Raw genomic sequence first — 13,989 nt, forward strand, 5'->3', positions numbered from 1 at the left:
AGGGGCCGCAAGGCCCCTGCTCCAGGGTACGCAGTACCGACCAGCGGGAGCGTAGGGGCCGCAAGGCCCCTGCTCCAGGGTACGCAGTACCGCAGTACCTAGCGGACGCTGAAGCGGGTGAGGGCTGACTGGACTGGCAGGGTGGGATTGGTCGGGCGCACCAGCACCAGGTGATCGCCTGGCGTGGCTGGGAGTGCGGCCCGGAACGGCGGGCGGGAGCGGGCGGCGACGACGCCATCCACCACGAACTCCACCTCGGACACGCGGCTTCCGGCGCTGGCTTCCCCGGCGAGGGAGGCTGCGAGGTGCACCACCTGAGCGTCGGCGTCGCTGCGCTGCGAGCGCACGAACACCGTCCCGGGAGCGGGGCTGTCGAGGCGAAGCTCCGGCACGGCAGTGTGCGTGGCAGCGGCGACGGCGGCGGCGCCTCCGACCTCGCCGCGCGCGTACCAGGGCAGACCCATCGGGTCCTGACCGGGGGCTCCGCGGGGGCGGCTGGAGAGCCAGCCTGCGTACGTCTCGGGGAGCGCCACGATCACCTGGACGCCGGTGGGGGAGACCCGGGGGCCTGCGGGGGTTGCCTGGGCGCGCACGTGGAAACTGCAGGTCTCGTGGGGCAGGTGATCGTGCGCGAAGCGGCGCGTCGCGCGGTCGGGGCAGTCGGGGCCGGGCAGGGCGCCGGAGAGGGGGCAGACTGTGGCTTCCTGGAGCAGGGAGGCCTCCCAGAGAGGAGCGCGGGTGGACACGTCGGCCATGGCGCGCTTCATCACGTCGGCGAAGAGTGGACCGGCACCGCTCGCGCCGGTGAGCGCGCGCGTCGGGCTTCCGTCGGGGTTGCCGAGCCACACCGCGACCGTGCGCTCCCGCGTCGCGCCGATGGCCCAGGTGTCGCGGTAGCCGGAGCTGGTGCCCGTCTTCACGGCGACGGGGAAACCGAGGTCGAAGGGGCCGCGGCCGTGCAGGCCCCGGATGCGCGCCAGCGGATCGGAGAGCGCTTCCATGACGAGCGCGGCGGCGGCGGGCTCGAGCACGGGCTCGCCCTCCGACGCGGGCGACGCGGGCGATGCGCTGGCGGCAAGGAGCCGGGTGAGTGGGAGGCGGCGGCCGCCGCGGGCGAGGGTCGTGTAGGCCTCGGCCAGCTCGTGGAGCGTGACCTCGCCGCTGCCGAGGGCGAGGGAGAGACCGTAGTGGCCGGCGTCGCGGGTCAGGCTCGCGAAGCCGAGGTGGTGGAGCGTGTCGAGCAGGGGGGCGGGCCCGATCTCGGCGGCGAGGCGGACGGCGGGGATGTTGAGGCTGCCGGCGAGGGCCTCGCGGGCGCTGATCGGACCCTCGAAGGTGCCGTCGAAGTTGCCGGGCGCGTAGGTGCCGCCGGGCTCCGGGAAGCTCGTGGGCACGTCGGGCAGGGGCTCGGCGGAGGTGTGCCCCGCGGCGAAGGCCAGGGCGTAGACGAAGGGCTTGAGGGCGGAGCCAGGCTGCCGGCGGGCGCGGGTGAGGTCGACCTGACCGGCGTTGCGGGGATCGTGGAAGTCGGCGCTGCCCACGTGGGCGAGGACCTCGCCGCGCGCGGTGTCGACGACGAGCACGGCGGCGCTGCTGGCGCCGAGGTCGGCGAGGGCCGCGAGGTGGGTGCGGGTGAGGCCCTCGACGTCGCGCTGGAGGTCGAGGTCGAGCGTGGTGGTCGTGGGGCCGCTCGGGGCGACTGCGCCGTCGTCGAGCAGGGCCTGCACGAAGTGCGGCGCGTGGAAGGGGCGCGCGAGGAGGCGCGGGGTGACCTCCTCGGCCACGGCGCGGGCGTGGTCCGCGGCGGGCATGAGGCCGTGCGCGTGGAGCGCGTCGAGCAGCGCGCGCTGGCGGAGGAGCACGCGCTCGGGGTGCTGGTAAGGATCGAGCGCGGTGGGCGCCCGGGGGAGCACCGCGAGGTAGGCGGCCTGGGCCCAGGACAGCTCGCTGGCCGCGACGCCGAAGTAGCCGCGGGCGGCGGCCTCGGGGCCGGTGAGGCCGTGGCCGTAACCGAGGCGATCGAGGTAGGCCTGGAGGAGCGTGCGCTTGTCGACGATGCGCTCCAGGTTCTGGGCGCGGGCTGCCTCCTCGATCTTGATGCCCAGGGTGCGGGGCCGCTGGGCGCCGCCGGCGTCGAGGAGCTTGACGAGCTGCTGGGTGATGGTGCTCGCGCCGGAGACGAGGCGCCCGTGGCGCAGGTTCTGGCCGAGGGCGCGGAGGATGGCGACGGGATCGATGCCCTCGTGCTCGAAGAAGCCGCGATCCTCGCTGGCGAGGGTGGCGAGGAGGATCCGTTCGCCCAGGGCATCGAGCGGGGCGCTCTGGCCACGGTGACCCGCGTCGGAGGGAATCTCCCGCAGGGGGTGGCCGTTGCGGTCGAGGACGAGGCGCCCCGCGTGCCAGGTGTCCGCGAGGCGCTCCGAGGGCTCGCCCGCGGCGCCGCGGTAGGCGCTCCAGGCCACGGCGCCGGAGGTGGCGAGGCAGACGGTGGCCAGCGCGGCGAGGGCCGCGGGGCGGGAGAGCCTGCAGGGGATGCGGGGCAGAAAGGAGCGAAGGGAGGTGGTGGAGCGCATGACCAGAAGTCGAACGACGCTGCGGCAGCAGGATATTCCAGGGTGGTGGGGAAGATTGGACGGAGGGGCGACGAGAGCGCGCACCACGCGGGCTTCTGGGTGTTACGCTGGGCTGCAAGGAGGTCTGCCCCGCATGGTCGATGCTCGGAGCTCGGCGCTCGATGACGTGGTCGCCACCATCCTCGGCGATCCACGCAACGGCATGATCGCGAACGTGCAGGGGGAGCACGTCGCGAAGCTGCGCGCGCAGTGGGAGCCGTGGCACCCCGACAACCTCATTCCAGGCACCTACGGGCTGGACATCGGGCGCGCCATCCGGCGCTTCGCGATCCTCACCTGGCCGGCGGCGCACCGGAGCGTGCTCACCAAGTACATCCTCGATCCAAGCGACGACGAGCTGCAACTCGTGAGCCTGTGGGATCACAAGGCGTCGTTCCGGGACCGCTTCGGAGAGTGGACCTACGACCCGGTGAGCGATCGCTCGTACCGCTACGACATCTGGTCGAACGTGCACATGGGCTTCGTGGGGAAGGCGGCGGGGTTCCCGGAGCGGCTCCTGCGCTCGGGCGCTGGCGCCACCCACCTGCTCACCGGCAAGATCCCTCCGGGCTACCTGGAGCGCCTGGCCGAGCGGCTCCTCGAAATGGAGCTGTTCCCGGCCATCGATGACCCGTGCGATCACACGGCCATCGATCTCGGCGTGACGCTGTGGAAGCGGCAGGGGGAAACGCTGACGCGCGAGCAGCTCCTCGCGGCAGTGCGGGGTTCGTCGGGCCTCGCAACCCTCTCCGGCCAGCCCGTGTCCCTGCCGGCGTGATGGCAGCATCCGCGGTGGACACGCGCGCCGGCGCTCCCGTCAACGTTCTCGCCAACGTTCTCGCCAACGCTCCTGTCGACGCTCCTGTCGACGCTCCTGTCGACGCTCCTGTCGACGCTCTCCGCCACGCGCTCGGCCGGGTGATGCACGGCAAGGCGGAGGTGATCGAGCTGCTCCTCGTGGCGGTCCTCGGGGGAGGCCACGTGCTCGTGGAGGACGTGCCTGGCGTCGGCAAGACGACCCTGGCCAAGGCGCTCGCGCGCGCGTTCCGGGCCACGTTCACGCGGGTGCAGTTCACGCCCGACCTCCTGCCCTCGGACATCCTCGGGGCGCAGGTGCTGCACCCGAAGGACGGGTCGTTCTCGTTCCAGCGGGGGCCGGTGTTCACCAACGTGCTGCTCGCCGACGAGATCAACCGCGCCTCGCCGCGCACCCAGTCGGCGCTCCTGGAGGCGATGAGCGAGGCCCAGGCGACGGTGGACGGGGTGACGCACCCGCTGCCGCGGCCCTTCCTGGTGATCGCCACCCAGAACCCGGTGGACTACCAGGGCACCTACCCGCTCCCGGAGGCGCAGCTCGACAGGTTTCTCCTGCGGGTGGGCGTGGGCTATCCGCCGCCCGAGGACGAGCTGCGGATGCTGTACGCGCGGCAGCGGGAGGATCCGCTGGCCTCGGTCACGCCGGTGGCGAGCACGGACGATCTGCTCGCGCTCCAGGCCGAGGTGCGCGAGGTGGAGATGAAGGAGGCGGTGGGGCGCTACCTGCTCGCGCTGGTGACGGCGACGCGCGAGCACCGGGCGCTGTCGCTCGGGGTGAGCCCGCGGGGCGCGCTCGCCCTGTTCCGCGCGGCGCAGGCGCGGGCGTTCCTGGAGGGGAGGCGCTACGTGAGCCCCGACGACGTGCAGTCACTCGCCGTGCCGGTGCTCGCCCATAGGCTCGCGCTCACCACCCAGGCGCGCTACGGCGGGCTCACCGGAGCCGCGGTGGCCGAGGAGATCGTCGCGGCGACGCCTGTGCCGACGTGACGTGAAGATCAACTTCGCCAAGCTGAACCACGCGCTGATCCCGACCACGAAGGACGGGCGGGATCGCTTCCGACAGAGTCTCCTCGGGAAGCTGATGCGGCCGCTCGGGGCGCTGTACACCGCGCTGAGCGAGGAGGGGCGCTTCCTCGCCGCGCTGTCCTTGCTCGCGGGAGGGCTCGGCCTGGACGTGCAGTCGACGCAGGCGCACCTGGTCTGGTGCTGGCTCACGGCGGTGCTCCTGGGGTCCTTGCTGGTGCACCGGCGCTACCGCATCGACGCGGTGCGGGTGGAGGTGCTGGCGGCGCCGCGGGTGGCGCTGGGCGAGGCCCTGACGTTCACGGTGATGCTGCGCAACGCGGGGCCCGAGGACGCCCACGCGGTGCGGATGGTGGGCCCCTTCCTGCCCTGGGACGGGCGGTGGCTCGGGCCGCCGCCGCGGGTGCCGCGGGTGCCCGCCGGGGGGAGCACGCGGCTCGAGCTGCGGGCGCGCTTCGTGGAGCGGGGCATGCACCACCTCGACCCCTTCGAGGTGGCGGCGCTGGTGCCGCTCGGGCTGGCGCAGGGCCCGGTGGTGGCGTCATCGGGCGTGCGGTTCCTGGTGGTGCCGCGCATCGCCCGGGTGACGCGGCTCGCGCTGCCGATGGGGCAGCGGCACCAGCCCGGCGGCGTGTCGCTGGCCTCGAAGACCGGCGAGTCGATGGATCTGCTCGGGGTGAGGCCCTACCGCGCGGGAGATCCGGTGCGGCAGCTCCACGCGCGGAGCTGGGCGCGGCTCGGGGTGCCGGTGGTGCGGGAGTACCAGGAGGAGTACTTCAGCCGCGTCGGCGTGGTGGTGGACCCGGCCGGCGCCGATCCGGAGCGGCTGGAGGCGATGCTCTCGCTCGCGGCTGGCGTGGTGGCCTTCCTGAGCCGCGGAGAGGCGCTGATCGATCTCCTGGTGGTGGGCGAGGAGGTGCACGACATGACGCTCGGCAGGCACCTCGGGTTCCTGGAGCAGGCGCTGGATCTGCTGGCCTGCGTCCCCGCGGGCGCAGGCGCGAAGCCGGTGGCGCTCGCGGTGCTGCTGGGGCGGCTGGAGCCGCACCTGTCGCGGCTCTCGTGCATGGTGTTCATCACGGCGACCCCGGGTGGAGGCGCGCTGGCCGCGCGGATCCGCAGCGCGGGCGTGGGGTGCAAGACGCTGGTGGTCGGCAGCGAAGGGAGCGGGGCTCCGGAGGACATCACCGTCGCGCCGCACGCCGTGGCGCAGGAAGCGCTCCTCTTGTGAGCCGCGAGGTGGCCCAGGAGCGCGGCGGGCGCGAGGCGGCCGCGGCGCCGGAGCTGCGCCCGGGATCCGCCGGTGAAGCCCACGCGGGGATGCGGACGGCGAGGCGGCTGATGGCGGCGGCGCTGCTGGTCGTGGCGCGCGTGATGATGATGGGAGAAGCGCCTGTCGCCGCGGGGATCGCCGCCCTGGTGGTGGCCGTGGGCCTAGGGCTGGGGCCGCGCTTCGCGCCGGGGGCGCTCGGGCAGCGGGTGCTGCTGGTGGTGCTCGCGGCGTCAGGCGCGGCGATGGCGATGCAGGTGCCGCTCCCGGCAGGCCCGGGGGGGCTGGGGCGCTTCTGGACGGCGGCGGTGCTGGGGCTGCTCCTGCCCGCGGCGGGGAGGCTGTGCCTGCGCGCCCCCGAGGGCGGTATGACGGTGACGGCGGCGATGGCGCTGTTCGCGCTCACCGCGGCCGGAGAGGCGTCTCTCGGGCCGATGTTCGGGTGGATGGTGGCGCTGCACCTCCTGCTCGTGCTGCTGGCGATGCGCGCGGCCGATCCGGGGAGATCCGTGTGGAAGGCGATGCCGCGGCGCAGCCTGGCGATGGGCGCGCTGGTCCTGGTGATGACGGGCGCGCTCGCGGTGGGGCTGTCGCTGCTCTTGCCGCCGCTGTCCGTGTGGTCGCAGGAGCAGATCCTGGGGGCGGGAGACCCGGTGAGCGGGTTCGGGGAGCGGATGTGGCTGGGCTCGATGGAGGGGATGCTCCAGTCGGATGCGCTGGTGCTGCGGGTCGAGGAGGCGGAGGAGAGCGGGCCCGGTGAGGGCGCGGCGCTGCAGCACCTGCGCGGGGTGGTGTACGACCGGTACGAGAAGGGCCGCTGGATGAATGCGCGCCCGCTGGAGGAGCGCTTCCTCGCAGGAGCGGCGGGAGCGGCGGGAGCGGCAGGAGAGACAGGCGGGGCGGGAGCGCCGGATGGGGCAGAGCGGATGGACGGCGAGGGACGGTCGGCGCGGGTGACGCTCGTGGCCGGAAACCGCGACCGTTACTTCCTGCCGCTCGGGGCGCGCAGCGTGACGCCGCACGACGCGCGGGCGAGGGTCGACAGGTTCGGGGTGTTCCGCCTGCCGATGGGCGAGGCGACCGCGGTGGACTTCGCGGTGGGGGGTGCGTCCGGAGGACGGGAGGCCGAGGGGCGGGAGGCCGAGGGGCGGCAAGCCGAGGGCGTTCCGGTGGGACCAGAGCCGCAGGATCTGGAGGTGCCGGCAGCGCTGCGTCCCGAGCTGGAGACGATCGTGGAGGCGTGGACGGGCGGGGCGGTGGCGCCGGGCGCGAAGGTGGAGGCCATCGTGGACCGGCTGCAGACGCAGTTCACGTACGCGCTGTCGTTCAGCCGGCGCGCAGGGAGGGATCCGCTGCTGGACTTCCTGCTGCGCGAGCGGCGCGGGCACTGCGAGTACTTCGCGTCGGCCATGGTGCTGCTGGCGCGGACCGCGGGGGTGCCGGCGCGGATGGTGGTGGGCTACCAGGTGGCAGAGCGGAGCCCGCTCGGGGGATACGCGCTGGTGCGCGAGCAGGACGCGCATGCCTGGGCGGAGGTGCACCTCGACGGGCGGGGGTGGACGACGGTGGACGCGACGCCGTCCGGGGGAGACGCGGCAGGGCGGGAGACGCCGCTGCTGGTGGCGCTGAAGGACTGGGTGGCCATGCAGTGGGGCGCGGGGGTGCGGTGGCTCGGAGAGCATCCCGGGACGGTGCTCACGGCGGCGGGGGGGCTCTTCGTGGTGGCGCTGAGCTGGCGGATGCTGCGGGGGCGAAGGCGCGGACGGGGGCGAAGCGCGGGGCGGGCCGTGGTGGAGGAGCCGCCGCCCCAGGAGCTGGGGGAGCTGCTGGCAGCGCTGGCGCGGGGAGGCCTGGGGCGAGGGTCGACGGAGACGCTGGAGCGGTTCGCGCGGCGGCTGGAGAAGGCGGGGAGGAGAGAGGCGGGGGAGGCGATCGCGCGGTACGCGGCGCTGCGGTACGGGGGCGTGGGGGAGGCGGCCGCGGTGCGGGAAGAGCTGCGGGAGGCGGCGGTGAAGGCGGCGGTGAAGGCAGGAGCGGTGAAGGCGGGGTGAAGACGGGAGCGGTGAAGGCGGGGTAGCGAGAGCGGGGAACCGCTGGGTTGCTGCGCCAGGGCGCGTCTGCCGAGAACATGACCAGGCGGTAATTGGACATTCGAGTGTGCCTCCGCCTACTTTGACGCGCGCTGAGGAGGTGGCTGGGATGCAGGGGCAAGAGGTCGATGCCCATGACGAGAGGGTCCGCCCTGGAACGACGCTCGCCGGGAAGTACACGGTCGAAAAGAGCCTCGGAGCCGGTGCGATGGGCGTGGTCGTTGCGGCGCGGCACATCGACCTGGATCAGCTCGTCGCCATCAAGGTGATGAAGCCCCACATCGCCCGCGAGCGCGAGGCCGTCGCCCGGTTCATGCGGGAAGCGCGCGCGGCGAGCCGGATCCTCAGCGAGCACGTGGCGCGCGTGCACGACATGGGGCGCCTCGAAGACGGGACGCCCTACATCGTGATGGAGCACCTGAGGGGGCTCGATCTCGACGCGCTCCTGCGGCGGCGAGGTCCGTTGCCCATCGAGGAGGCGCTGGAGTACGTGCTGCAGGCCTGCGAGGCGCTCGCGGAGGCGCATGCCCGGGGAATCGTGCACCGCGATCTCAAGCCCTCGAACCTGTTCCTCAGCCGGCGCGTGGACGGCTCCGCCCTCGTGAAGGTGCTGGACTTCGGCATCTCCAAGATGAGCGCCGGTCCGGGCACCCCTGCGGAGCTGAGCCTCACGAGGTCCTCGGAGGTCATCGGAACGCCGCTCTACATGTCGCCAGAGCAGAGCCGCAGCTTGAGGGATGTCGATAGCCGGACGGACATCTGGGCACTCGGCGTGATTCTCTACCGGCTGCTGACCGACGAATACGCCTTCCGCGCCGCCAACATGGGCGCGTGCCTCGCGCAGATCATGGTGGAATCCCCGGCCCCGCTGCGGGCGCTCCGGCCCGATGTACCTCCGATGCTGGAGGCGGCGATCCTCGCCTGCCTGGAGAAGGATCGCAGCAGGCGCTTGCCCGACATCACGGAGCTGGCGAACCGGCTGCTGCCATTCTGCCCTCCTCAGTGCCGGACGTCGGTGGAGCGTATTCGACGGACGCAGCGCGCAGGCGAGCGCGGACCGGAGCCGTCCGCCGAGCCGCAGGAGGCGAGACGGCCACAGCGCAGGGACGACGGCGTGCCGGTGGTTCTTCCCGAGCCACTGGAGCCGAGACCGACGGTCCAGGAAAGCGCGGGGCTCACGACGAGGAACCTCGGCCCGAGCCCGTCGGATCGGCCGTCGAGCCCGGCAGAGCGGCCGTCCATCGACGAGACCCTGACCGCAAAGATGCCGCCTCCTGCATTGCTGTCGGGAATGGTGGAGCTCGTGGAACGCGCGCCGAGCCTCGCCCCCAGTTCGATCACGGCTCCACCCCCGGCCCCTCACGGCGCATCCCAGAGGCCCAGGCGGGTACCACACTTGATGGCAGCCGCCCTGGCGCTCGGCTTCGGGGCCGCCGGCCTGAGCGTGCTGACAGGTGCCGCGAAGGCGCCCGCGACCAGCACCGCGCGTGCTCCCGGCGAGGAGGAGGAACGGCAAAAGCAGCGGCGGACGGCAGTGAACACGCTGACTGGCATGTTGCCGACGGCAGCCGAGACACCCGCGCCATCGCCAGACCCCGGCGCTGCAAGCGAGGCACTCCGAGGACGAGGCACCGAGTCGCCAGCAGCACCAGGCGCGAAGGCGCTCGCAGCGCAGCAGCCGCAGGGCGGCATTGCGAGAACGGCCATCGCTGGCGCCGCAGAGCAGCGACTGCCGACCATGCCTGCGGGCGCGGCGATCGGCGCTCCCGAGGTCAGTCCAGGAGCCATCTACGGGGAGCAGCCGGCACCACGTCGGGAGGCCGGCGCAGACGCCATCTACGGGGAGCAGCCGGCACCACGTCGGGAGGCCGGCTCGGACACCGTCTACGAGGAGCAGTCGGAACCGGATCGCGCTGCACCCTCACCGGCTGCTCCGGGTGGTTCACGGATCAAGGGTCCCATCAAGACATCGCCATGAAGCTGGCGCGGAGAGGCCTTGGGCGAGGGCCGACGAAAACGCTGGAGCGGTGAGCGCGGCGGCTGGAGGAGGGGCTCAATCTCGATGCGCTCCTGCAGCGGACGGTCACCTGGACCGGAGCGTCGCTGCACCTCTCTCGACACGCGCAGGAGCAGTGTTGAGCACGACTGCGGCGCACGCAGCGCCCGTTATCCCCCCTCCCCGTCTCACCCCGCCGGCGCCCCGAACCCCAGGGCTCGGCCTACGTCCGTCGCCACCCCCCGGGCCGCGGCCTTCATCATCAGCCACGGGGGCATCCAGCGGTCTGGCGGGAGGGCGCGGCCGAGGAACATGAAGTGGCGGCGCTGGTACTCCGGATCGTTGAGGAGCCAGCGCAGCATGGTGCGGATGAACAGCGGGGAGGGCTCGCCGTAGAGCTGGTTCTGCAGCCGCTCCACGGTGACGCGGAACATGCTCAGGGTCTCCTCGTCCACGCCGCGGCGGTAGATGGCGAGGGCTTGCTCCCAGGTCAGGTGGCCCTCGTGGACGGCCACGATCACCGTGGCGAGGCGCCTGCCCGTGGCGAGGGCGTCGTAGATGCCCTGGCCGTCCAGGGGGTCCTTGTGGTGGAGGGCGTCGCCGACCAGGGCCCAGCCGGGGCCGCCGTGCTCCAGGTAGCGGTTGGCGATGCGGGTGACGCCGAGGAGGTTGCCCACGCGCCGCGCGTTGGCGAGCCGGTTCCGGGCCACGGCGAAGGAGCGCACGGTGCGATCGTAGAAGCCTTCGGGGTCTCCGCCGAGGACCACCCGGTCGGCGCGGACCTGCACGGCCACGTACATGCGGTCGCCGGCGGTCGGCTGGAGGATGAGGGTCTCGCCGCGGGCGCGGTTGACGATGTGGAGGGCGGGCTTGCCGTCCGTGGCGATGGGGGCGACGTCTTCCCAGGGGGCGAAATAGACGGTGCTCGTCTGCTGCGACCGGTCCTCGACGACCTTGGCGCCCACCTTGCGCGCGATGCGGCTGTGCCGGCCGTCGGCGCCGATCACGCAGATCCGCGCGCGGTAGGTCACGGCCTCGCCCTGGCGCGCCGAGGTGACCACGCCGACGACGCGGCCGCTGTCGTCGCGGACCACGTCGGCCACGGTGATCCCGGAGAGCGCCGTGACGGACGGGAACCGCTCCAGGTTGCGCCAGAGGGCGTGGTCGAAGCCCGCCCGGTCGAGGCCGTAGAAGTAGTCCCGGCCATGCACCTCGGTCGACGCGAGGTGGGCAATGAAGTGGCCCTCGAACTCGATGTAGCCCGTCTCGATCCGGGCGCAGGCGTCTGCGTACTGCGACTCGTCCACGCCGATCTCGTCGAGCAGGCGCATGGCCGACGGGTAGATGACGGCGCTCGACGGCACCTCGGGGGGTGAGGGGAACGTAGCCTTGTCGACGACAAGCACGCTCAGACCTTGCTTGCCGAGGCGCGCGGCAAGCGAGGCGCCGGCCGGCCGGCCTCCCACGATGATCACGTCGTACAGAGTGTCCGTATCGGCCTCCGGTGATCGAGCTTCCACCACAGTACCTTAGCCGATTCCGTCATCACGCAAGTGGGGGACGCGATGTGTTCCGGGCAGCGCTGGACGTGCTCCCTCGGATCATGACGTCAGCTCCGCGAGGCGAAGCGCGGGGGGCCGGTCGGAGGGGCGCGAACGATTTGACGCACCCTCTCAGGCCTCAGCAAGTTCGCGACGCGTCCACTGAAGGGTCACTGTGCGCCCCAGCCTGAGCGTGTCGTCATGACGCAGCGGCTCGGCCCTCACCGCCATGTCGCCCCGCCAGAGGCCGTTGGTGCTCGCCGCGTCGATGGCCCAGACGTCGGCGCCGATCTTCACGAGCAGGGCGTGGACCCGGGAGATCTCGGGCTCTGCCTTGATCTCCAGGCCGCAGCGCTCGTAGCGGCCAATGAGGACGCCCCGCTCCAGCCGCTCTGCGCTCACCTCGTGACGCAACCGCCTGCCGCGGTGCGAGAGCCGCAGGGTCCCCCAGCCGATCTCGATGCTGTCGGGGTCGCCGAGCACGAGGGGCGCGCCGACGCCGGTCACATGAGAGATCTCCTCGGCGTTGTGGGGCGTCGATCCCGGGGAGAAGCGCGCCGAGGCCTCTCCGGGCGCCTGGGTGCCGCGCCCGGGTGGACGGCGGTCGACGAAGACGCGGCCAGGGAGCGCCTCCCAGGTGTCCTGGGCGCGGCCGGACCAGCCCGCCGAGAGATCGGCGGGGACCAGCCAGATGCCGTAGCCGTGCACGGAGAAATAGAGCGGGCCGTCGGCGATGACCGCGGCGTTGCGCTGGCCATCCTCGGTGATGAAGGGGACGCCGGTGTCGAGGTCCCAGACCCGGGTCACCATGGCGTTCTCCTCCTTGCGGACCAGGACGGCGAGCTGGCGGAGGGCTGCCATGGGCGAACTCAACCTCAAGCCGCAGCGGGAGTGTCGGCCCATGAGGAGCGCACGCCCATCCTCGACCAGGGCCGAGTCGACGACGCGGCCATCCGGGGCGACGGCCACGGCCACCACCGCAGGGCCGCGCGCGATCTGGGCGAGGACCTGGAGGCGGTCGTGCGCGACCAGGAAGGCATTGCGCGGGGCGAGGGGTGGGTCATGACGCAGCGGGACGTGGCGGGAGCGGCCGAGCGGGGTGCTGTCGTCGCGGCTGCCACGGTGACGGCTGATCTCGTGAGACACGGGTGCTCCTCGCTGCACTGGGGGGCCAGGGCGCTGGTCGGTGAAGCTTCGGTTGCCCTCGTTGGCTGCCCGTGGGCATCCGCCGCCGGAGAGAAACGTGAGCGCTGCGAGGCGATGCGGGGATGCGCACTGCCACGGCCGTTTCCTGGAACAATCTAGCTACAGCTTTGCGGATTGTCCGGCGGGCGGGCGCCGAATTCTGGTGTCAGGAAGGCACCCGATGCACCGCGCTGGAACGTATGGGGAGCGCATGGGAGCGCATGAGGAGCGCATGGGCACACCCACGCGCGGGTGAGGCGCATCCATGGGGGTGGTGCAGGAGGGCGTGCGGGAGGGCGTGCGGGAGGGAAAGAGCGCGCGCTCGCCGAGGGCGGAAGCGTGCCGGGCAGGGAATGCGCGCGGCGCAGGGCCGCGGTGGGCGCGTCAGGCTGCCAGCGACGGCTGCTGCGGCTGCTGCTGCTGGAGCAGGAAGTGCTGGCTGGGGATGGGGAGCTGCAGGGTGCCGAGCTCCTCGCGGATGATCTTGTTCATGGCGAAGTAGACCGTCCAGTAGTGATCGGTGTGGCAGAAGGCGCGCACCGTGAGAACGGGACCCGCCAGCGTGAACTCCAGGATCTCCACCTGGGGCTTGGGCTCCTTGGCGACATGGGGCAGGGCGGCGAGGCGCTCGGTGAGGAGCTGGATGGCCGCCCGGTGGTCGGCCCCATGGGCGAGCTGCGCCACGCAGTCGACGCGGCGGAAGGCGTTCGTGGAGAAATTCTGGATGGTGTCGCCGAACGCCTTGCTGTTGCCGACGAAGGTCCTCACGTTGTCGGGCGTATCGATCGCGGTGACGAAGAGACCGATGGCCTGCACCGTGCCGGTGACGCCTCCGACGGTGACGAAGTCGCCGACCTTGAAGGGGCGGAGGACCATCATGAAGACGCCGGCGGCGAGGTTGGAGAGCAGGCCCGACCAGGCCATGCCCACGGCGATGCCGACACCCGCCAGGAGGCCGGCGAAGGTGGCCGTCTCGACCCCGAAGACGCTCAGCACCGAGACCACGAGGAGGAGGGTGAAGAGCGCCGAGAGGGCCGAGACGACATAGCGGGCCACGGTGGGCTCGAGCTTCTGCATGCCGCGGCTACGCTCGATCATGCCGAGGACGGTGCGAATGATCAGGCGCCCGATGATCCAGAGGACGATGGCGCCCAAGATCCTGGTGCCGATGCTGGCCGCGTACGTGGCCGCAATGTCGAGGTAACCCTGCATCTGTTTCATTCGCTCATCCATGACAAGAAGCCTCCTGCGGGAACCGCGCGGGCTGCGCGCAGACCGTCCGGACATCGGCACTGGCAGATCGTGTGCCAGGCGGACAGGAGCGCTCGGGAGGGCGCGGAGACGGCGAAGAGACGGCGAGGAGATGGCGAGAACGAGGCAGGTTGAGGGGGAAAACGGGGCGCGGACAGGCGTGAGGGGGCTCCCGGGGCGGTTCCCGTGAAGGTCCACTGAGGCC

Annotated in this window: 9 protein-coding genes; 5 read left to right on the forward strand and 4 right to left on the reverse strand. The window is 72.4% G+C overall.

Annotation, left to right across the window (positions count from 1 at the left end; genetic code table 11):
• Positions 1 to 98: 98 nt before the first annotated feature.
• On the reverse strand, positions 99 to 2,573 hold the full coding sequence (pbpC, locus tag CAP_RS02905; protein ID WP_052374021.1) for a penicillin-binding protein 1C: 2,475 nt from the start codon (positions 2,571 to 2,573) through the stop codon (positions 99 to 101).
• A gap of 133 nt (positions 2,574 to 2,706) precedes the next feature.
• Here pbpC and CAP_RS02910 point away from each other — a divergent pair, with 133 nt between their 5' ends.
• The 5 genes from CAP_RS02910 to CAP_RS43615 all read left to right on the forward strand — a co-directional run bounded on the left by CAP_RS02910 (position 2,707) and on the right by CAP_RS43615 (position 9,789).
• The gene (locus CAP_RS02910) at positions 2,707 to 3,390 is read left to right on the forward strand and encodes a polymorphic toxin type 44 domain-containing protein (RefSeq protein ID WP_044235835.1); all 684 of its coding nucleotides are present in this window, start codon (positions 2,707 to 2,709) and stop codon (positions 3,388 to 3,390) included.
• 143 nt (positions 3,391 to 3,533) lie between these two features.
• Positions 3,534 to 4,415 carry an AAA family ATPase gene (locus CAP_RS02915; protein WP_197040972.1) on the forward strand — a complete coding sequence of 294 codons (882 nt, stop codon included), beginning with the start codon at positions 3,534 to 3,536 and terminating at the stop codon, positions 4,413 to 4,415.
• Between the two features lies 1 nt (position 4,416).
• Positions 4,417 to 5,682 (forward strand): DUF58 domain-containing protein, encoded by a 1,266-nt coding sequence (locus CAP_RS43610; RefSeq protein WP_052374023.1) that lies wholly within the window; start codon positions 4,417 to 4,419, stop codon positions 5,680 to 5,682.
• Positions 5,679 to 7,772, forward strand: coding sequence for a transglutaminase TgpA family protein (locus tag CAP_RS02925; protein ID WP_044235838.1), 2,094 nt, complete (start codon positions 5,679 to 5,681; stop codon positions 7,770 to 7,772). Before CAP_RS43610 ends, CAP_RS02925 begins: the two co-directional genes overlap by 4 nt.
• A gap of 148 nt (positions 7,773 to 7,920) precedes the next feature.
• Positions 7,921 to 9,789 (forward strand): serine/threonine-protein kinase, encoded by a 1,869-nt coding sequence (locus tag CAP_RS43615; RefSeq protein ID WP_052374025.1) that lies wholly within the window; start codon positions 7,921 to 7,923, stop codon positions 9,787 to 9,789.
• Positions 9,790 to 9,995: 206 nt separating this feature from the next.
• Here the strand turns inward: CAP_RS43615 and CAP_RS02935 are convergent, their stop codons facing one another.
• From CAP_RS02935 to CAP_RS02945, 3 genes are all read right to left on the reverse strand, one after another.
• Positions 9,996 to 11,327 carry an NAD(P)/FAD-dependent oxidoreductase gene (locus CAP_RS02935; RefSeq protein WP_197040970.1) on the reverse strand — a complete coding sequence of 444 codons (1,332 nt, stop codon included), beginning with the start codon at positions 11,325 to 11,327 and terminating at the stop codon, positions 9,996 to 9,998.
• A gap of 153 nt (positions 11,328 to 11,480) precedes the next feature.
• Positions 11,481 to 12,494 (reverse strand): FHA domain-containing protein, encoded by a 1,014-nt coding sequence (locus tag CAP_RS02940; RefSeq protein ID WP_044235843.1) that lies wholly within the window; start codon positions 12,492 to 12,494, stop codon positions 11,481 to 11,483.
• Positions 12,495 to 12,917: 423 nt separating this feature from the next.
• Positions 12,918 to 13,754, reverse strand: coding sequence for a mechanosensitive ion channel family protein (locus CAP_RS02945; RefSeq protein WP_044235847.1), 837 nt, complete (start codon positions 13,752 to 13,754; stop codon positions 12,918 to 12,920).
• Positions 13,755 to 13,989: the final 235 nt, after the last annotated feature.

It is taken from the genome of Chondromyces apiculatus DSM 436 (genome assembly GCF_000601485.1).
Classification (GTDB): Bacteria; Myxococcota_A; Polyangia; order Polyangiales; family Polyangiaceae; genus Chondromyces; species Chondromyces apiculatus.

Bases quoted from the DNA above. Each gene is read 5' to 3' on its own strand.
- CAP_RS43615 (WP_052374025.1), top strand. From the start codon at position 7,921: ATGCAGGGGCAAGAGGTCGATGCCCATGACGAGAGGGTCCGCCCTGGA.
- CAP_RS02915 (WP_197040972.1), top strand. From the start codon at position 3,534: ATGCACGGCAAGGCGGAGGTGATCGAGCTGCTCCTCGTGGCGGTCCTC.
- CAP_RS02910 (WP_044235835.1), top strand. From the start codon at position 2,707: ATGGTCGATGCTCGGAGCTCGGCGCTCGATGACGTGGTCGCCACCATC.
- CAP_RS02945 (WP_044235847.1), bottom strand. From the start codon at position 13,754: ATGAAACAGATGCAGGGTTACCTCGACATTGCGGCCACGTACGCGGCC.
- pbpC (WP_052374021.1), bottom strand. From the start codon at position 2,573: ATGCGCTCCACCACCTCCCTTCGCTCCTTTCTGCCCCGCATCCCCTGC.